Origin of the sequence: Williamsia deligens, from assembly GCF_024171765.1 — a bacterium.
Lineage (GTDB): Bacteria > Actinomycetota > Actinomycetes > Mycobacteriales > Mycobacteriaceae > Williamsia_A > Williamsia_A deligens.
In genome coordinates this window covers 1,678,735-1,695,524 of the sequence record NZ_JAMTCI010000001.1, presented here as the reverse complement: position 1 = coordinate 1,695,524, position 16,790 = coordinate 1,678,735, and the positions used below count along the sequence as shown (strand labels likewise).

Annotated in this window: 15 protein-coding genes; 7 read left to right on the top strand and 8 right to left on the bottom strand. The window is 71.3% G+C overall.

Going from position 1 to position 16,790, the window contains the following annotated elements:
* Positions 1-329 precede the first annotated feature (329 nt).
* Positions 330-1,277: an LCP family protein gene (locus LX14_RS08245; RefSeq protein WP_301283180.1), complete on the top strand. Its 948-nt coding sequence runs from the start codon at positions 330-332 to the stop codon at positions 1,275-1,277.
* A 181-nt stretch (positions 1,278-1,458) separates the two neighbouring features.
* Here the strand turns inward: LX14_RS08245 and LX14_RS08240 are convergent, their stop codons facing one another.
* The 4 genes from LX14_RS08240 to LX14_RS08225 form a co-directional block, all read right to left on the bottom strand.
* Complete coding sequence (locus tag LX14_RS08240) at positions 1,459-2,382, bottom strand: DUF5926 family protein (RefSeq protein WP_253646740.1); 924 nt, start codon at positions 2,380-2,382, stop codon at positions 1,459-1,461.
* A 29-nt stretch (positions 2,383-2,411) separates the two neighbouring features.
* Positions 2,412-3,218: a glycerophosphodiester phosphodiesterase gene (locus tag LX14_RS08235; RefSeq protein ID WP_253646739.1), complete on the bottom strand. Its 807-nt coding sequence runs from the start codon at positions 3,216-3,218 to the stop codon at positions 2,412-2,414.
* On the bottom strand, positions 3,218-4,093 hold the full coding sequence (locus tag LX14_RS08230; protein WP_253646738.1) for a DUF4328 domain-containing protein: 876 nt from the start codon (positions 4,091-4,093) through the stop codon (positions 3,218-3,220). The genes LX14_RS08235 and LX14_RS08230 overlap by 1 nt, the downstream gene beginning before the upstream one ends.
* Before the next feature lie 376 nt (positions 4,094-4,469).
* Entirely contained in the window at positions 4,470-5,336 is an 867-nt protein-coding gene (locus LX14_RS08225; protein ID WP_372505285.1) for a S49 family peptidase, read from the bottom strand.
* Between the two features lie 29 nt (positions 5,337-5,365).
* Here LX14_RS08225 and LX14_RS08220 point away from each other — a divergent pair, with 29 nt between their 5' ends.
* Genes LX14_RS08220 through LX14_RS08210 form a run of 3 tightly spaced genes read left to right on the top strand, consistent with a single transcriptional unit; the run spans position 5,366 to position 7,895 of the window.
* Entirely contained in the window at positions 5,366-6,307 is a 942-nt protein-coding gene (locus tag LX14_RS08220) for a TIGR03560 family F420-dependent LLM class oxidoreductase (RefSeq protein WP_253646737.1), read from the top strand.
* Positions 6,308-6,312: 5 nt separating this feature from the next.
* On the top strand, positions 6,313-7,134 hold the full coding sequence (locus tag LX14_RS08215) for a maleylpyruvate isomerase family mycothiol-dependent enzyme (protein WP_253646736.1): 822 nt from the start codon (positions 6,313-6,315) through the stop codon (positions 7,132-7,134).
* Positions 7,104-7,895: a VOC family protein gene (locus tag LX14_RS08210; RefSeq protein ID WP_253646735.1), complete on the top strand. Its 792-nt coding sequence runs from the start codon at positions 7,104-7,106 to the stop codon at positions 7,893-7,895. Before LX14_RS08215 ends, LX14_RS08210 begins: the two co-directional genes overlap by 31 nt.
* Before the next feature lie 62 nt (positions 7,896-7,957).
* On the opposite strand, the gene LX14_RS08205 is transcribed toward LX14_RS08210, so the two are convergent.
* Genes LX14_RS08205 through LX14_RS08190 form a run of 4 tightly spaced genes read right to left on the bottom strand, consistent with a single transcriptional unit; the run spans position 7,958 to position 14,803 of the window.
* Positions 7,958-9,049, bottom strand: coding sequence for a winged helix DNA-binding domain-containing protein (locus LX14_RS08205; RefSeq protein ID WP_253646734.1), 1,092 nt, complete (start codon positions 9,047-9,049; stop codon positions 7,958-7,960).
* Positions 9,050-9,054: 5 nt separating this feature from the next.
* Positions 9,055-12,465 (bottom strand): ATP-binding protein, encoded by a 3,411-nt coding sequence (locus LX14_RS08200; protein ID WP_253646733.1) that lies wholly within the window; start codon positions 12,463-12,465, stop codon positions 9,055-9,057.
* Entirely contained in the window at positions 12,462-13,286 is an 825-nt protein-coding gene (locus LX14_RS08195; RefSeq protein ID WP_253646732.1) for a DUF4194 domain-containing protein, read from the bottom strand. The genes LX14_RS08200 and LX14_RS08195 overlap by 4 nt, the downstream gene beginning before the upstream one ends.
* Positions 13,283-14,803 (bottom strand): DUF3375 domain-containing protein, encoded by a 1,521-nt coding sequence (locus tag LX14_RS08190; protein ID WP_253646731.1) that lies wholly within the window; start codon positions 14,801-14,803, stop codon positions 13,283-13,285. Before LX14_RS08190 ends, LX14_RS08195 begins: the two co-directional genes overlap by 4 nt.
* Positions 14,804-15,078: 275 nt before the next feature.
* On the opposite strand from LX14_RS08190, the gene LX14_RS08185 reads away from it, so the two are divergent.
* The 3 genes from LX14_RS08185 (at position 15,079) to LX14_RS08175 (ending at position 16,729) form a co-directional block, all read left to right on the top strand.
* Positions 15,079-15,237: a hypothetical protein gene (locus LX14_RS08185; RefSeq protein ID WP_253646730.1), complete on the top strand. Its 159-nt coding sequence runs from the start codon at positions 15,079-15,081 to the stop codon at positions 15,235-15,237.
* 181 nt (positions 15,238-15,418) lie between these two features.
* A complete protein-coding gene (locus LX14_RS08180) occupies positions 15,419-16,048 on the top strand; it encodes a superoxide dismutase (protein ID WP_253646729.1) in 630 nt (209 codons plus the stop codon).
* Positions 16,049-16,192: 144 nt separating this feature from the next.
* Entirely contained in the window at positions 16,193-16,729 is a 537-nt protein-coding gene (locus LX14_RS08175) for a peptidase (RefSeq protein ID WP_253646728.1), read from the top strand.
* Positions 16,730-16,790: the final 61 nt, after the last annotated feature.

Sequence of the window (16,790 nt, the reverse complement as noted above, 5' to 3'; positions counted from 1 at the left end):
GTCCCCGTGGGCCCCAGGGCCCCGCGGGCGGCCCGGATCGTCGCGGACCGTCCGCCCGACCCGGCGTCCCCGGATACGCACCGCCGCAGCAGCCCGAGCCGTACCGATCGAGCCCTCCCCCGCGTCGGCCCGGCCCCCCGCCTCCCCCGATCGGCCGGCCGTCGGGCGGTGGCCCCGGCGGGTTCCGGCCGGACCCGCGTCTCGACGAGCTCCGACGATCCCGCTCCGGAGGGGCTCCACCGCCTCCCCCACCACGACGCCCCGACGGCCGCGGCACTCGGACCGCACCGCCTCCCCAGCCCGCACCCCCGCGACGGCGCCGACGGCGGTTGCCCATCGGCCGGAGCGTCCTCGTGCTGCTGCTCGTCCTCGTCGTGGGCGCCGCCGGGCTCACGTTCTACTACGACTCGAAGCTGAACCGGACCGACGCGATCGCCGCCTACGCCGGACGTCCCGCCGACACACCGGGCACCAACTGGGTACTGGTCGGCTCGGATTCCCGACAGGGGCTGTCGAGCGAGCAGAAGCAGGAACTGGCCACCGGCGACAGCGACGGCGCCCGTACCGACACGATCATGCTGGTGCACATCCCCGAGAGCGGGAAGGCGATGATCGTCAGCATCCCCCGCGACCTGTACGTGCCCATCCCCGGCTACGGCGACCACAAGATCAACGCCGCCTTCAGTTTCGGGAAGGCTCCGCTGCTGGTGCAGACGCTCGAGACGGTCAGCCGGATCCACATCGACCACTACGCCGAGATCGGGTTCGGGGGGTTCGACTCCCTCGTCGACTCCGTCGGCGGGGTGAACATCTGCCTCGACCAACCCCTGCGTGACCCCAAGGCAGGCCTGAACCTGCGCGCCGGGTGCCAGGATCTGAACGGCCAACAGGCGCTCGGGTTGGTGCGCACCCGCGCGTTCCCGAACGCCGACCTGCAGCGCGTGGTGAACCAGCGCAAGTTCCTCAGCGCCCTGATGGCGAAGGCCGCGTCACCGTCGACGCTGCTGAACCCGTTCCGGCTCTTCCCCTTCGCCAACGGTGCGGTCGACACGCTCACCGTGGACAACGACACCCACATCTGGGACATCGCACGCCTCGGCTGGGCGCTGCGGGGTGGGCCGGTCACCACGACCGTACCCACCGGTGGACCGGAATCCACCGGCGACGGGGACGCACTCTCCGTGGGGGACAACACGACCCAGTTCTTCGAGCTGCTCGCCCGGGATCAGACCGTCCCCGCCGACCTGCTGCAGGACACCGGCAGCGTCATCGGCTGAGGCGGCCCGGCTGCGCCCCAGGCGGCAGACGCTCCACTTCCGGTGCAGACGCTCCGGTTCCAGGGTTTCCGCTCCATTTGCCGAAGGACGCTCCGCCTGCAGGCGGAGCGTCCTCGCACAAGTGGAGCGTCCGCGCCGGCGCGCCCTGTAAGTGGAGCGTCAGCCCCAGAAGTGGAGCGGCTCAGCGCAGGGTGACCTGGCGACCGCGGATGCCGTCGCGCGAACGACGTTGCGCCGCGGTGAGATCGCCCGTCTCGGCCAGCGCGGCGGAGAGGTCGGCCTCGAACCGTGCGCAGGGCTCGATCCACTCGTCGGGGTGCATCTCGTTGTCGAGGTCGAACACGGGCACCAGCAGCCCGTGCGTGCGGAAGGAGCCGGCGAACCGGGATCCCTCACCCAGGGTGAGCTTGTCGGCGGCGTGCAGACGTGCCAGGGCGGTCATCAGATCGTCCTCGGACTCCGGTCGCACCCACCGCACGTGAGCACGCTCGCCCGCGTCGACCCACCAGGGGGCACCGCCGAGGTCACCGCTGATCCGCGCGGTCGGCAGGATCGACTCCGACGCCTGCTCCACCATCGCGGCGATGTCGGGCGAGACGTCCTGCTCGGGGGAGAACCACCAGCCGAAGTCCTCGTGCAGCGTGATGTCGAGGGTGGCGTCGGCACCGAGCACGTCCACGAGATCCGGGGCGTCCTCGTCGGCGAGAGGCGCGTAGGGCTCGCCGGCCTCCGCCGACGACGCCCAGAGGAGCGCACCGGCCAGTTCGGCGGTCACGTCGGCCGGCTCGAACTCGGTCTGCAGACCGACGAGGCCCTCGACACCGGTGTCGCCGGCGTCGCGCGTCAGCGCCTGTACCGCGCCCGGGAGGATCGTGGCCAGCGACACCGCGTTGGTCCCGACGCCCTCGCCGCGGGGCGTGACCGCCACGGTCGCCGACGCCACGAACGCGCGCAGCGCCACCAGGTCACATTCCGCGGAGAGTCCCGCGAACGGCCGGGCCGGTGCCGATGCCGCGGCGGCCTGCCGCGCCTTGCGTGCCGCGACCCGCTCGGCCCGATTGCTCCCCGGCCGGGGTCCGCTGCCCCGCTTGCTCTTCTTCGCCATCCGTCGAACGGTAGTGGCCGCGCCGCGGCCTAGGTGCCCCGGCCCCGACGGGTGGGTTCGAGCCACTGCCGGATGCGCGCGGGGTGGTTCGTGGCGAGGAAGTCGACGCCGATGCGCGCGCAGTGGGTGACGTCGGCGTACTCGTCGACGGTCCAGCAGTAGGTGGCACGCCCGGACGCCGCGGCCCGGTCGACGGCCTCCGGGTGGTCGCGCAGCGTCATGATCGACGGCCCGATGCCCGTGGCGCCGACGGCGGTCGCCGCGCTGCCGCCCAGGATCCGCGCGGTGTCGCCGAGCAGGATCGTCGGGAGCATGGGTGCGTTGCGCCGCACCCGCCACACCGCGCCCGCAGAGAACGAGATGACCGCAGCGCGGCTGTGATCCGCCGACGGCGGCGACGCGACACCGAAGCGGTGCAGCTCGGCCAACAGCAGCTGCTCGACGAGACCGCCGAATCGCACCGGGTGCTTGGTCTCGATGAACAGGCGCACGGGTTGCTCGTGATCCAGCGTGAGGGTGAGCAGCTCCGCCAGGGTCAGCACCGACTGCGGGCGTCCCCAGGCGTGCCAGCTGCCGAAGTCGAGCTCCTGCAGCTCGGCCAACGACATCTCGCTGACCACCCCGGACCCCGAGGACGTGCGGTCGACGGTGCGGTCGTGGACGCAGACGAGTTGGTGGTCGCTGGTGAGCCGGACGTCGCACTCGAGCCCTTCTGCACCCTGCGCGATGGCCAGCTCATAGGCGGCCAGGGTGTGTTCCGGACGCTCGGCGGACGCCCCGCGGTGGGCGATGACGGCCGGGCGGTGCGGGCGGCGGATCGGCAGCGGACCGGTCATCAGACGGCCAGCCAGCGGGTGGTGGGTGCGCGATCGGCCGACGGGTCGAACGCGCGGTAGAGCAGCCAGGCGGTCCCGATCGCGAAGGCCGCTCCCGCGAGGTCGGTGAGGAGGGTGAGCAGGACCGCGTTGGCGCCCCACTGGATGGAGTCCGCACCGAAACGGACGGCGAGGGTGACGACGGCGAGCGCGTTGAGCACCACCCACGACGCCCACCAGCCCCGCAGGATCGCGGTGACCCGGTCGGCGGGGAGGTGGTGGCCGCAGCGGACGAGCTCATGCATGAGCACCGGGGCGCCGACGACGTTGACGAGCGGGACGAGGCAGCCGACGGCGATCTGCCACCGTGGGCGCGGGTCGACGCGGTCGATCGCGCGGTACGCGCGGCGGCGGTGCGTGACCATCCACGCCCAGAACGTCGCGGCGCACACGACCATCCCGACGACGGAGACCCAGCCGACCGCCTGCGAGATCGCATACGCCCACGTCGCCATCGCGCGGCTGATCGGTTCGTCGCGGTTGACGACGAGCAGCCCGTAGATCCACGCCTGCGACGCAGCGGCGACGACGAGCGTGATGCCCAGGGTGAGCAGCGACGCCTGCATCGACTCCGCCGCACGCTCGGTCCGGCCCGGACGCGGCGTCTCCGGCGGGCTGACCACGTCGTGCAGTCCCCAGCGTGGGATCTGGGTGTAGCGGGGGGTCGGGGTGGGCGGCGGCCGACGGCGGGCGGGCGGGCCGGGGCGCGCCTCGGGTGGCCTGCGGGCGACCCAGCGGAGTTGCCTGCGCGGACGGGGCGGCGGACCGGGTCGCACCGCGGACCGGACAGCCGCGGCCGGCGGGAGGGGCGGGATCTCGGCGAGGCTCGTCAGCACCGACAGCGGTCCGTGGCACCGGGGGCACTGCGACCGACGCGGATCGTGCGGGGCCTGGATGCGGCAGCGGGGGCAGAAATCGATCACCCGTCGTCGCCGTCCCGCGTCACGGCGATCCCCGTCGAACTGCCCACGCCTCCCATGGTGTCACGTCTCGCGGGCCCTCGGCCGGGCCCGAGCGTCTTCGCGATCGGGAACGCGTGATGTGCGCTGGGTCACGAAACCACCGGGTTTCGGGCCTGTTGTCCACAGTTTCCACAGCCTCATCCACAGGTTGAGGGTCGATTCGCGGGTCTCGTGCCAGCCGTTCCCCGGTTGCCTGTGGATTGTCTGAGAGGGCGACCGAGGTTGTTCACACCCTCGGGAGGCGTTCCGCTCAGCTCCCGAACGACATCCACCGGGCTCGTCGGCCCACCGCGTCCAGGGTCCCCGTCACCGCGGCGTCGACGACGCCGGACATCTCGACGCCGCCGCCGGTGAGACGGGCGATCAACGGCTTCGGCGGGGCGATCACGTCGATGTCGGCGTCGGGATACCGCTCGGCGATGACCGATCGCAGGACACCGACCGCGTCGGCGAGGCCCACGTCGACGGCCCTCCGTCCGACCCACACGTCCCCCGAGAAGAGCTCGCTGTCGTCGCCGTGCAGTTTGGTCCCCCGCCGTTGCCGGACCCACGCGATGAACGCCTCGTGGAGGTCGGACTGGAGTGCCTCGAGCCAGGCGACGTCCTCGGGGTCCTCGGGGCGGAACGTGTCGAGTCGTGCCTTGTTGCTGCCCGCGGTGTGGATGCGGCGTTCGAGCCCGGCGCGGGCGAGCAGGTCGACGGCGCCGAACCCGCTCGTCACGACGCCGATCGAGCCGACGACCGATGTCCGCGCGGCGAAGATCTCGTCGGCCGCGCAGGCGATCCAGTACCCGCCGGACGCCGCGACGTCCTCGCAGAAGGCGAGCACCCGGACGCCGTTCTCCGACGCGAGCTGGCGAATGCGCTCGGCGATGTACTCCGACTGTGCCGGGGAGCCGCCGGGTGAGTTGATGACCAGGACGACGGCCTTGAGGCGGTCACCGGTGAAGGCCCGCTCGAGGGTCTTCTCCACCCCGTCCGCGGTGAGGCCGCCGCGGCCGAGACCGACGGTGCCGATGTGGCCCTCGAGCCGCACCACCGCGACCCGCTCGGGGCCGGCGCCGGTGAGTCGGGCGAGGACGCGATGCAGCGGGCCGCGCTGACGTGGTGTGGTCACCGGCTCAACTGTAGGGGGATGCTGGGGGCATGGAGACGTGCATTTTCACCGAGCCGCAGCAGGGTGCCACCTACGACGACCTGCTGCGCGTCGCGCAGACCGCCGAGGCGGGCGGGTTCACCGGCTTCTTCCGGTCCGACCACTACCTCGCGATGAGCGGCGACGGGGGCGTCGGCCCCTCCGACGCGTGGATCACGCTGGCCGGGCTGGCCCGCGACACCAGCCGGGTCCGCCTGGGCACCCTGGTCACCTCGGCGACGTTCCGTCTTCCCGGCCCCACGGCCATCGCGGTCGCCGGCGTCGACGCGATGTCGGGTGGGCGCGTCGAGTTCGGCATCGGCGCCGGATGGTTCGAGTCCGAGCACACCGCGTACGGCATCCCGTTCCCGTCGCTGGGCGAGCGGTTCGACAAGTTCGAGGAGTACCTGGCGGTCGTCACCGGGCTGTGGTCGACGCCCGAGGGGGACCGGTTCGCGTTCGACGGTGCGCACTTCCAGGTCGCCGACTCCCCCGCCCTGCCCAAGCCGGCACAGCATCCCGGGCCGCCGATCATCATCGGCGGGGGCGGCAAGAAGAGGACCCCCGCGCTGGCGGCGCGCTACGCGGCGGAGTTCAACACCCCCTTCCTCACCCCGGACGACGCCGCGCCGGTCCTGCGTCGGGTGGTCGAGGTCGCCGACGCCGCCGATCGGTCGACACCGCTGCGGCTCTCGGCCGCCCACGTCCTCGTCTGCGGACGCGACGACGCGGAGGTGGCCCGCCGCGCGGACGCGATCGGCCGCGACGTCGAGGAGGTCCGGGCCACCGGGTTCGCCGGCACCCCCGAGCAGATCGTCGACACCATCGGACGATTCGCCGATCTCGGCGTCTCCCGCGTCTACTTCCAGACCCTCGATCTCACCGACCTCGACCACGTCGAGCTCGTCGCCGCGGAGGTCCTGCCCCGACTGGACGGCCCCGTGCCAGACTGACGGACGTGTCCGACCCCACACCCGCCGACACCGTCCTGCCCGACGTGCGCGCCGTGTCGTCCGACGAGTTCCGGACGGCCGTCGAGGTGGCCGCGCGCACGACGTTCACCGCGGTACTCGTCGCGGAGTCCGGTGCGGCGGTACCGACCTGTCCGCAGTGGTCGGTGCGCCAGCTCACCGCGCACCTGGGGATGGTGCACCGCTGGGCGCGCGCGCAGCTCGTCGGCGGCGAGGCACCGTTCGCGGACGAGGCCGCCGTGTTGTCGCAGGTGCGTGTGCCCGACCTGCCGGCGTGGTTGCTCGACGGCGCCGACGCTCTCGTCGCCGTACTGCGTGACGCCCCGGCCGACCTCGACGCGTGGGTGTTCATGGACACCGATCGCACGCCGGTGGAGTTCTGGCACCGACGTCAGGCTAGCGAGACCGTCGTCCACGCGGTCGACGCGATGGCGGTCGCCCGCGGATCGGTGCCGACGGCGGCCGAGGTCACCGCTGCGCTCGACGGTGTGCTGACGCCGGCGTTCGCCGTCGACGGTCTCGACGAGTTGCTCGTGCGGTTCTCGACCCGCGGCCGATCGAAGCTGTGGGACGGGTCGCCGTTGAGCATCGTCGTGGCCGCCGACGACGTGGACGCCGCGTGGACCCTGGCGGTCACCGAGGAGGCGCTGACGGTGACCCCCGGTGCGGCCGACGACGCCGACGCACGCTGGACGGGCACCGCGGCCCAGCTCTACCTCGGCCTGTGGAACCGCGGCGAGGAGGTCACCGTCGACGGCGACCCCGAGACCCTGCACCGATGGCGAGCCCGGCAGCGGGTCCGCTGGTGACGAGCGCGCCGGTCCAGATCCGCTGGCTCAGCGCCGTCTTCGACTTCCCCGCCGACGAGTTCGGCGACGAGGTGACCTTCTGGCGCGCGATCGCGGGGAGCACCGTGTCGCCGCCGCGCGGGGACCGGCGGCAGTTCGCGTCGTTGGAACCGTTCACCGGCGACCCCCACCTACGGGTCCAGCGCGTCGAGACCGGTGTGGGCGGAGTCCATCTCGATCTCCACGTCGACGACGTCGAGGCCGGCGCGGCCGCTGCCGCCGCCTGGGGCGCGACCGTCGGTGAGTCGACCCCCGACGGCATCACCGTGACCTCCCCGTCCGGGTTCACGATCGGCATCGTCCCGTGGAACGGCGAGCACGAGCGGTCCCGGCCGATCCGCTGGCCCGGGGACACGATCAGCATCATCGATCAGATCTGCGTCGACGTGCCGGCCCGTCGCTTCGACGACGAGTGCGCCTTCTTCAGCGGCATCACCGGGTGGGCGCTGGAACCCGCGTCCCGGCCCGAGTTCCGTGCGCTGGAGCGCCCGGACGAGATGCCGATCCGGATCCTGTTGCAGCGGTTGACCTCCGGCTCGGTCAGCGCGCACGTCGACCTCGCGAGCACACACCCGGCCGACGAGGTGTCGCGACACGAGGACTGGGGCGCCGAGGTCGTCGCGCACCACGGCAACTGGACGGTCATGGCCGACCCGACCGGCCGGCCCTACTGCATCACCGCGAGGAACCCCCGGACCGGTCGCCTCCCCGGGACGGACTGACTCCCACCGGATCCGACGCACTTCTTCCCGCTGAACGGGAACAACTGCGTCGGATCACCCGACTACCGGCCGGCTATGACGTCCTGACGTCCCTGTCGCAGGAACTCGGTCAGGGCGTCGCACTCGTCGGACAGGTCGCGCGTCCGTGACCGCGGCACCGACCTGAGCAGGTCCGCCGTCACCCGGCCGTCTGGGCCCACAGACCAGGTGCCGACGACCCGCCCGTCCACCAGGACCATTCCCGGGACCTGTCCGTTCGGGGTCTGCAGGGCGGCGAACACGTCCTCGTCGAGGACGCGTCGTCGGTCGGCGTTCGCGGTCACGACATGGTCGAACGGGGCGAGCAGACGGACGGGGAAGTCGCCGGCGTCGGACCGGTCGAGCCCGTCGAGATCGAACAGCTCGACCCCGTCCGGACCGGGCAGCTTCTCGATCTCCCAGTCGGAGTCCATCGCGTCGAGAAGCGGCCGCAGTCGCGTCAGTCCCGACCACGTCTGGATCGCCGCGAGACTCGCGGGCCCGAAACCCCGCAGGTACAGGCGGATCAGGTCCTTGCGTGCCTCGTCCCCGGTCACCGCGGGTTCACCCGGCCCGATCCAGTCGTCGAGGAGCGCGTAGGTGGGAGCACCCGAACCGGTGAACAGCCCACGGGGTGGCACCTGGACGAGCGGGAGCGCGCAGCGGGCGATCGTCGTCAGCGTGCCGGCGTTCTCGCCGGGGAACCGTTCGGTCAGCGCCGATCCCAGTTCCGCGCCGCCGATCACCGCCCCCGACAGCAGTTCCCGCGCCGCGGCGACGACGTCGTCGGCCCCGGCCGACACCAGCTTCCTCACGTGCGGCCGCGCGGCCGCGTCGAGCGTCGGTTGCGCCAGTGCCCGGATCCACCGCGCGTCCTCGCCGTCGGTGAGCATGACCGTGCCCCGCAGCGTCGCCATGCGCACGACGGTCCGATCGGTCAGCAAGGCGTCGAGGTCAGCCGGGTCGAACCCGTCGATCCGGGCGGCCAACGCCGGGAACGGCGCTCGGGGGTCCTGCGACTGCACGCCCACGCACCGGTCCAGCACCTCGATGACGTCCTCGTCCACCCGCCCGAGCAGGTGCTGGCGCTCCAGCAGCGTCGAGGTCCAGACGCGGTCGGTGATCTCCTGCGGCATGGCCGTCAGCCGCCGCCGACGGACCGCGCCTCGGCGATCTCCCCGAAGGTGGCCGACCGCCCGTCCGATCGGGCGGCGCCGTCGTCACCGGTTCGCTTGTCCACCAGGATCACCTGTCCGATGAACGGCTCCACGATGCCGGCCATCCGGATCGGCGCGGCGATGATGAGCTGGAAACCGAACTGCTCGAACGCCCGCAGCGACTGCGAGCTGAACGTCTCGTCCGATTTCGAGAACGCCTCGTCGAGCATGAGCGGCGCGAACCCGGGCCGGTGGTCGTCCGGTGTGCCCAGCGAGAAGCTCAGCGCCGCAGCGAGACAGAACGCCACGAGCTTCTCCTGCTCGCCACCGGAGTTGGTGGCCGTGTTGCGGTAGGTGTGCACCGGCGGGGCGTCCGGAGCGGCGTCGCGGGCCATCTCCTTGCCGTAGAAGAAGAAACTCGCACGGACGTCGAGCACGTTGTCACACCAGCGCCGGCCCTCGGCGTCGGTCGCCGTCAGCCGCGTGACCAGGTTCTTGATCCGGTAGAACTGCCGCGCGAGCACCGCCGAGTCCCCACCACGCGCGGCCGGCGCGTCGGCGATCATCGCGTCCACGATGCGCGCGAACTCCGCGGCCTCGTCGGTCGGTGTGTGGTGGACGGCGATCTGCAGGTAGGTACCGGTGTTGAAGTCGACCCGCTGCAGACCGGCGTTCACCTCGCCGATGCCGCGACGGATCCGCTTCGCCGTGTCGCCGATCTCCTTGTACAGGTTCGACACCGAGTGCGAGATGTCGGTGGTGATCAGCCGCCGGAACCGCTCCCGGGTCGACGCGAGGCCATGTTCGACGAGGCCGGCGTGCATGGCGACGAGGTCGTCGGCGCTGCGGATGTCGGCGGTCACGTCGGTCCCGGCCGACGGCCATTCGCGCAGGAACGCCTCCGCCGCCCGCACGATGCGGTGTTCGGCGTTGTCCCGTTCGGCGTCGGCCTCGGCCTGTACCGACTCGAGCGCGTTGCGCAGGTCGGAGCGCACCTCGCCGTAGGTCTCCAACGACAGCGTCTTCCCGCCGGCGGTGAGGGTCTGCTCCAGCACGCCCGTCAGGTACTCGCGGTCGTCGTCGGTGAGGGCGTCGGTCTCGTCGCTGTTCTCCAGCTCGGCGAGCCACCGGTCCCAGTCGGATCCGATGTGGCGCAACTGATCGTTGATGGCGCCGACGCGGGCGACGGCCTCCCGCCAGTCGGCGCGGGCGACGTCGACCTGTTCCTCCAGGTCCGCGAGGTCCACCCGGTTCTCGCGGACCGCGTCGATGCGACGGCTGAGCTCGTCGGCGTCGCGCTGTGCCGACCACCAGTTCAGCTCGGCCCAGGACCCGTAGGCGGACAACGCTTCCGCGGCCTTCGCGCGGTCACGGTTCTCGTCGAGGAGGTCGCGCATGTCGGCCGACGCCTGCCGTGCCTCCTCGAATCGCGCGGCGAGCCCGACGAGCGCCTGCTGCAGCGCACCGCGCTTGCCGTCGGTGTTGGTGCCGAGGATCCAGTGGGTCCTGTCGTCCACCCGACGCCGGTCGTCCTTGCGGAACCGGTCCCGACCGGCCTTCACCAGGCCCGCGGGTGTGACGGCGAGGTCGTGGTCGTCGAGATCGACCGGCGAGTCCACGCACACGTGGTCGGCGGTCCGGGCCAGGACGCCGGTCAGCCATCCCGCTGCCGGGTGGGTGTGATCAACCCGGAGGAGCGCGGCTAGTGTCCCCGCGCTCGGCGCCACCGGATCGGCGTCGCCGGTGTAGGTGCGGTACTCCAGCACCCCGCCGAGGTTGGTCCGGTCGACGAAGGCGGTCACCCGTGCGCGGTGCTCGTGGGGGACCAGCAGCGTCAACCCGAGCCCTCGCAGGACCCGTTCCGCCGCCCCCGCCCACCGATCCCGGTGCTCCGGCGCGACCTCCATCAGCTCCGCCGCGTAGGGGAGGTCGGCAGGGGCGAGGCCGGTGCCCGTCGCGATCGCGTCCCGCTGCGCCAACGCACCCGCCGGCAGCAGCGACCGCCGTGCGGTCAGGGTGGTGAGCTCGTCGACGACGGCATCGTGGTCACGCCGCGCGTCGGACTCGGCGGTGAACACCGCATGCGCCCGGGACGCGAGGGATTCCGCGGCCTCGGTGGCGGCACGGCCCAGCGACGGGGCGCGATCGCGCAGGGCCGCGAACTCGTCTGCCGTGGTGGGCGTCTGCTCCCCCAGCCGACCGACGATCGCGGCGTAGCGCTCGTACGCCCGGTTGCGCGCGGTCACCTGCTGCTCGAACGCCTTCAGCTCGGACTCGAGCGTCGTGAGCTCGCCCTTGTCGACGGTCAGCTGGTCCCGCAGGGACGTGTGTCGCGCCTCGCGGTCGTCGGCGACGTTCTCCCAGTGGGCCACCTCGTTGTCGAGTGCGGTGCGCTGGTCCTCGATACCGTCGAGCTTGGCGCGCAGCAGGACCGCGCGGTGCTCGCGCATGAACGCCCGCATCGGCGGTCCGAGGAGTTCGCCGGCACGCGTCGTCGACCGTTCCGCGCCGCGGTAGGCCTCCCACGCGTCGGGGATGGGGCGCAGCACCTTCTCCTGCGCGTGCGCGCGGGCAGCCGCCTGATACGCCTCGTCGAGCTGGGTGAAGTTCTCGATGAGACGCTGTGCCTTGGAGTACGTGTCGGGCCGGTCGAGCATGTAGGTGCGGATGAACAGGTTGAGGTCGCCGACGTTCTTCATCGCCTTGGCCTTGCCCATCAGCGACAGCGCCGCCGAGGACGCCCCGATGCCCACCCGACGGCGCAGGGCGTCGGAATACGCGCTCTGTACGTCGAAGCAGGCCACGTCGGGATGCGACGCGCGATAGGAGCGGATGTCGAATCCACCTGCGGCCCAGTCGTTCAGGTCCAGCAGATCCATCTCACCGGTGTGCAGCTGGTACCACGATCGCAGGCTGGCGCCGTCGTTTCCCGACCCCGGGAACCACTTGATCGCCACCGCGGTCGTGACGGACCCGGCGCCGTTGTCGTAGGTGGCGGCGATGGCCGACCACGTCGCCCCCGCCCCGCGGAGGTACTGCACCTGCGACTGGCTGTACTCGTCGTCGTTCTCGGCCCAGGCGCCGCGGACGTAGTCGGCCATGGACCGGGCGGCGCGCTTGGCGCCCTTCGCGGTGAGATCCGCCGAGGCGTTGAAACCCTGGTCGTAGGTGGGCAGCAGCACCACCGAATGGCCGTCCATGAGCGACGACTTGCCCGACCCGGACGGCCCGGTCAGCAGCACACCCCGCTCGTCGATCGGGAAGTCCTTGTAGCCGTGGAACGTCCCCCAGTTGACCAGCTGGATCCGGGTCAGTCGGAACTGTCCGATGGCCACGGTCCGTCGCGTCGACGTCTGGTGGTCCGCCCGTGTCGGGGCGTCGAGTGTGTCGGTCATCGCTCGCCTCCGTCGGTGGTGTCGCCTGCGGTCTCGACATCACCGGCGGTCTCGGGATCGAGGTCGGTGATGTCGGGACCGTCGCCGGACAGGCGCCGGTAGGCCTGCGTGTACGACTCGATGGTCTCGGGTGTCAGCAGCGCCGCGATGACGCCGTGCACGACGTAGCGGTCGGTGCCGGGGATAGCGCGGATGATCTTGCGGTTCTCCAGGACGTTGATGGCGGCGTCGATCCGACGCGCGAACCCGGCCTCGTCGGTGTCGCGGACGGGCTTGTAGGTCATCAGGTGGTCCACCATCTCGGCGCGGTCGACGGTGGCCGTCTCGTCCACGCTCGTCAGGTACTTCTGACGCAGGAACAACGTGAGGACCGACGCCGCCAGGGTGAGGGTGGAGGACCGCAGGATGGTCCGCTGGCGGGGGTCGGCGTCGGCGACCTGGCGGGTGAAGGCGTAACGCCGCTCCACGTCGAGTTCGAGGACGAGGTTCAGCTCCGACAACCGCGACCGGATGACGGTCTCGTTGGCCTCGATGGCCCGCCAGTTCCGCGACCGCCCGCTGACGTGTGCCGCCGAGATCAGTTCCTGGAGTGCGTAACACACCGCCGCGGGCAGTTCGGAGGTGTCACCGTCGAACCGGGGCTGCACGGGACCCGAGGTGTCCTCGCCCACCGGGTCCGACCCGTCGAACGAGAAGTGCGACAGGTCCACCGACGGCGTCGCGTCGGCCTCCGGCGCATCGACGAAGAGATCGTCCCCCTCCATCACGGCCCCGTCGGTCACGCCGCCCTCGGTCACACCGTCTGTCTCGTCCGTGGTCATGACACTCCCTGCGATCCGAGGTCGTCGAGAAGATGGGTGGCGGTCGGTGTGGCCGACGCCGGGGCGTCGATGACCTCACGGAATCGCATGACGGGCACGGCGATCGACCGCAGGCCCCGTGCGGTGTGCGCATCGACGACGATGCGATCCCCCTCCGGCCCCACGCTGCCGTGCCGCTGCGCGAGCGACCACACCCCGACGACGTCACCGACGCGGGGCGTGTCGAGCTGGGCGAGGACCGCGGCGAGGTCGGCCTCTCCGGAGCCGACCGCACGGTTCACCGCGTCGGTGAGGTGGTGCCAGTCGATGGTCTCGCTGCCGACGAGGGCCGCGGGGTCGATGTCGATCTCGCCGACGGTGGCGGCGACGTCGTCGGGCAGGTCCACGACGCCGTCGTGCAGCGAGAGCGCCCCGACCGAGTTCGCGTCGACCACGGCGATGGGCAGTGTGACCCCGATATCCTTGCCGGCCGAGACGGTCTCGAACGCAGCGGCCGCCGCCTTCTGCGCCTCGACGAGCTGCTCGCGCAGCGCCCGGTGGTCGAGGAAGTCGCCACCTTTGACGAACGTGTTGATGCGTCGGTACACCTGGCCGCGGATCTCGTCGACGCGCTGCACCTCGTCCCACATGCGGTCGATGAACCGCGCCAAGGTCTGCGCCTGATCCCGCGGCAGGTCCGGCAGTCCGGCGAGGATCGCATCGATGTGGCCCTCGAGCGCGTCGCGGAGTCGATGGTCGGAGACGAGCGTGTAGAACGCGTCGAAGGCGCTGCCCTCCGGTGAGCGGGCCAACTCGTCGTGACCGTCGAACATGCGGTTGAGCGCATCGGCGTAGGCCCCCGCACGGTCGTCGAGGCCACTCGTCAGCAGCGTCCGGGAGTTCTCCCGCAACTTCTCGCCGTAGCCGATGATGTCGGCGGGCATGCGCTCGGCGAGCGAGGTCACCATCCTGATGTCGTCCCGGATGCCGCGGTCGTCGACGACGGGCACGGCGCCGGCGACGAGCTCCGCCCGGCGCGCCGTCAGCTCGGCGATCTTCGCGTCGAGGTCACGCAGGTGCTCCGAGGGGTCGGGGTTGATCGCCACCGCGATGTCGCCGAGTCGCCCGACGACCATCTGCATGGTCGTCTCGGTCGCGACGGACCGGTCGTGTCGGACGGCCTGCACCTGGGTGAGTGCGGTCGTCGCGCCGCGGGTGAGGTGGTAGCGCTCCACGTCCCGATCCGGGTCGAGGGTGCGGGCCACGTAGCCCTCGCGGACCCAGCGGTCGAGCAGTTCCTCCGGGGCCGGCACGGACAGATCACGGTCGGTCCAGTGCGACGCGAGGTCGTCGAGGTCGGCGCGCAGACCGTCCACGAGGTGGTCGCCGTCGACCTGGCCGTCGCCGAGGCGTGCGGCCATCAGCGCGAGGGTCACCATCGCCGAGCGGGACCGCAGCAGCTTGAGCGTGATGTCGGCGTCGGCGTTCTCGGCGAAGGCGGCGTACAGCTCCGCCGACCGCGCCCCCTGCCACTCCACCCGGGCGAGACTAGTGCGTGGACGGCCCTGGTCGACCGCACGGGCCGGGCCCTGGGGACAACCTGTGACGGGCGGTGCGGCAGTGGCGTGTCGAGCGCTCCGTCACCCCACGACGTCCTCGGTTTGAGATGGCTAGCGGGCCGTGCCATGATGGCGACACTGCCGCGATTGTGACAGTTCTCACTCACCCGGTGGGAACACGATGTCCCGCCGGGAGTCCGCGACCACGTCGGCGACGTGGTGTCCCACCAGTCGACGACGACAGGGGAAGTCCAGTGGCGACGACCACCCACAACGATCACGCGTCCGGCGTGGGACGTCAGGGCCGCGGCCTCCATCTGGACGAGAACCTCGACATTCGCGGGCGCTGTGTCTCCATCGGCATCAGCATCGCCGTCCTCGTCGTCGTGTTGGTGAGCCTGCTGGCGCTCTGATCGCCTGTCCCCCACCCGGAGTCCGAGCCGGGCGTCGCGGTCGCACAACGCGCCGCGAAAACCTCCACCGTGGTCGAGGTCTGTTCCCGTCAGGACCGATCGTTGCAATCGCTGTCACCCTGGGGAAGTCTGGTGACGTACAGCCGATAAGAAGACTCGACTCAACAGGAGAGGTACCACCGTGGGTGAATACACCTTGCCGGATCTCGATTACGACTACGCGGCACTCGAGCCGCACATCTCCGGCCGGATCATGGAGCTGCACCACAGCAAGCACCATGCGACCTACGTGAAGGGTGCGAACACCGCCCTGGAGAAGGCCGCCGCCGCCCGCGAGGACGGCACCATCGCGGACAAGGTGTTCCAGCTCTCGGCGAACCTGGCGTTCCACCTCGGTGGCCACACCAACCACTCGATCTTCTGGAAGAACCTGTCGCCCAACGGTGGCGACAAGCCCGAGGGCGAGCTGGCCGCAGCCATCGACGACCAGTTCGGCGGCTTCGACAAGTTCCAGGCGCACTTCACCGCGGCCGCCACCACCCTGCAGGGCAGCGGCTGGGCGATCCTCGGCTACGACACCATCGAGGGCAAGCTGGTCATCCAGCAGCTGACCGACCAGCACGGCAACACCTCGGTCGGGCTGGTCCCCATCGTCATGCTCGACATGTGGGAGCACGCCTTCTACCTCGACTACCAGAACGTGAAGCCGGACTACGTGAAGGCCTGGTGGAACGTCGTCAACTGGGCCGACGCCGCCGAGCGTTTCGCGAAGGCCTCGAGCCAGGGCAAGGGCCTCATCGTCCCGGCCTGAGCCGCCGCCTGCACGACCCCACGGGACCCCCGGCCGACGCGGTCGGGGGTCTCGTGTGTCATCGATCTGTCACACGCCGTCAACACCGTCGTTTAGCACTCGCGTCCTCTTGTCTGCCAGCACCGGTCCACGGCAGGCTGAGCCATGGACAACACCGCCCGTCACTGCGTCCCCATCGGTCTCATGCCCTTCCATGCCGACGGTGAACTGCGGGGCATGGTCATCTCCGGTCGGTGGCCGGACACCACCCTCGAGTGGTCGCAGACGCTCGTCGCGTCGGTGCGCATCGCCTGTCGACCCGGCCTCCTGAGCACGACCACCGTCTTCGGCGTCATCGAGGACCGCCCGGAGTCCTGCGGCCCGGACGTCGTCGGGATCATGCTGTCCATCGGGACCGTCGCGGGCGCCGAGTTCGTCGAACGCGGGCAGGCGCTGGGGACGCTGCCGGCCCTGGTGATGCTGCACCCGCCGTCGGCGACGCGCCCCTCGCTGCCGGAGTGCTCCGACGTCGCATCGGGGTGTGTCCTGCTCCCCGGTGTGCCCGAGCTGGGTCTCGATCACCGGGCGGGATGGGCGGAGGCAGAAGCCGACGGGACCGTCGTGGGACTGCGCAACGCCACCGGCGTCGACCCCGCAGCCGACCCGGACACGGCCGTGCTGGCCATGGTGCTCGCCGCCTGAGACCGTCTCTTCGGCTTCCCGAACTCGGCGAAAAGGGCCTCCGAACTGCGGTTTCACGTGC

Excerpts from the sequence above, each read along its gene's own strand:
- LX14_RS08220 (WP_253646737.1), top strand. The coding sequence starts at position 5,366 with ATGGAGACGTGCATTTTCACCGAGCCGCAGCAGGGTGCCACCTACGAC.
- LX14_RS08210 (WP_253646735.1), top strand. The coding sequence starts at position 7,104 with ATGGCGAGCCCGGCAGCGGGTCCGCTGGTGACGAGCGCGCCGGTCCAG.
- LX14_RS08175 (WP_253646728.1), top strand. The coding sequence starts at position 16,193 with ATGGACAACACCGCCCGTCACTGCGTCCCCATCGGTCTCATGCCCTTC.
- LX14_RS08200 (WP_253646733.1), bottom strand. The coding sequence starts at position 12,465 with ATGACCGACACACTCGACGCCCCGACACGGGCGGACCACCAGACGTCG.
- LX14_RS08235 (WP_253646739.1), bottom strand. The coding sequence starts at position 3,218 with ATGACCGGTCCGCTGCCGATCCGCCGCCCGCACCGCCCGGCCGTCATC.
- LX14_RS08195 (WP_253646732.1), bottom strand. The coding sequence starts at position 13,286 with ATGACCACGGACGAGACAGACGGTGTGACCGAGGGCGGCGTGACCGAC.
- LX14_RS08205 (WP_253646734.1), bottom strand. The coding sequence starts at position 9,049 with ATGCCGCAGGAGATCACCGACCGCGTCTGGACCTCGACGCTGCTGGAG.
- LX14_RS08240 (WP_253646740.1), bottom strand. The coding sequence starts at position 2,382 with ATGGCGAAGAAGAGCAAGCGGGGCAGCGGACCCCGGCCGGGGAGCAAT.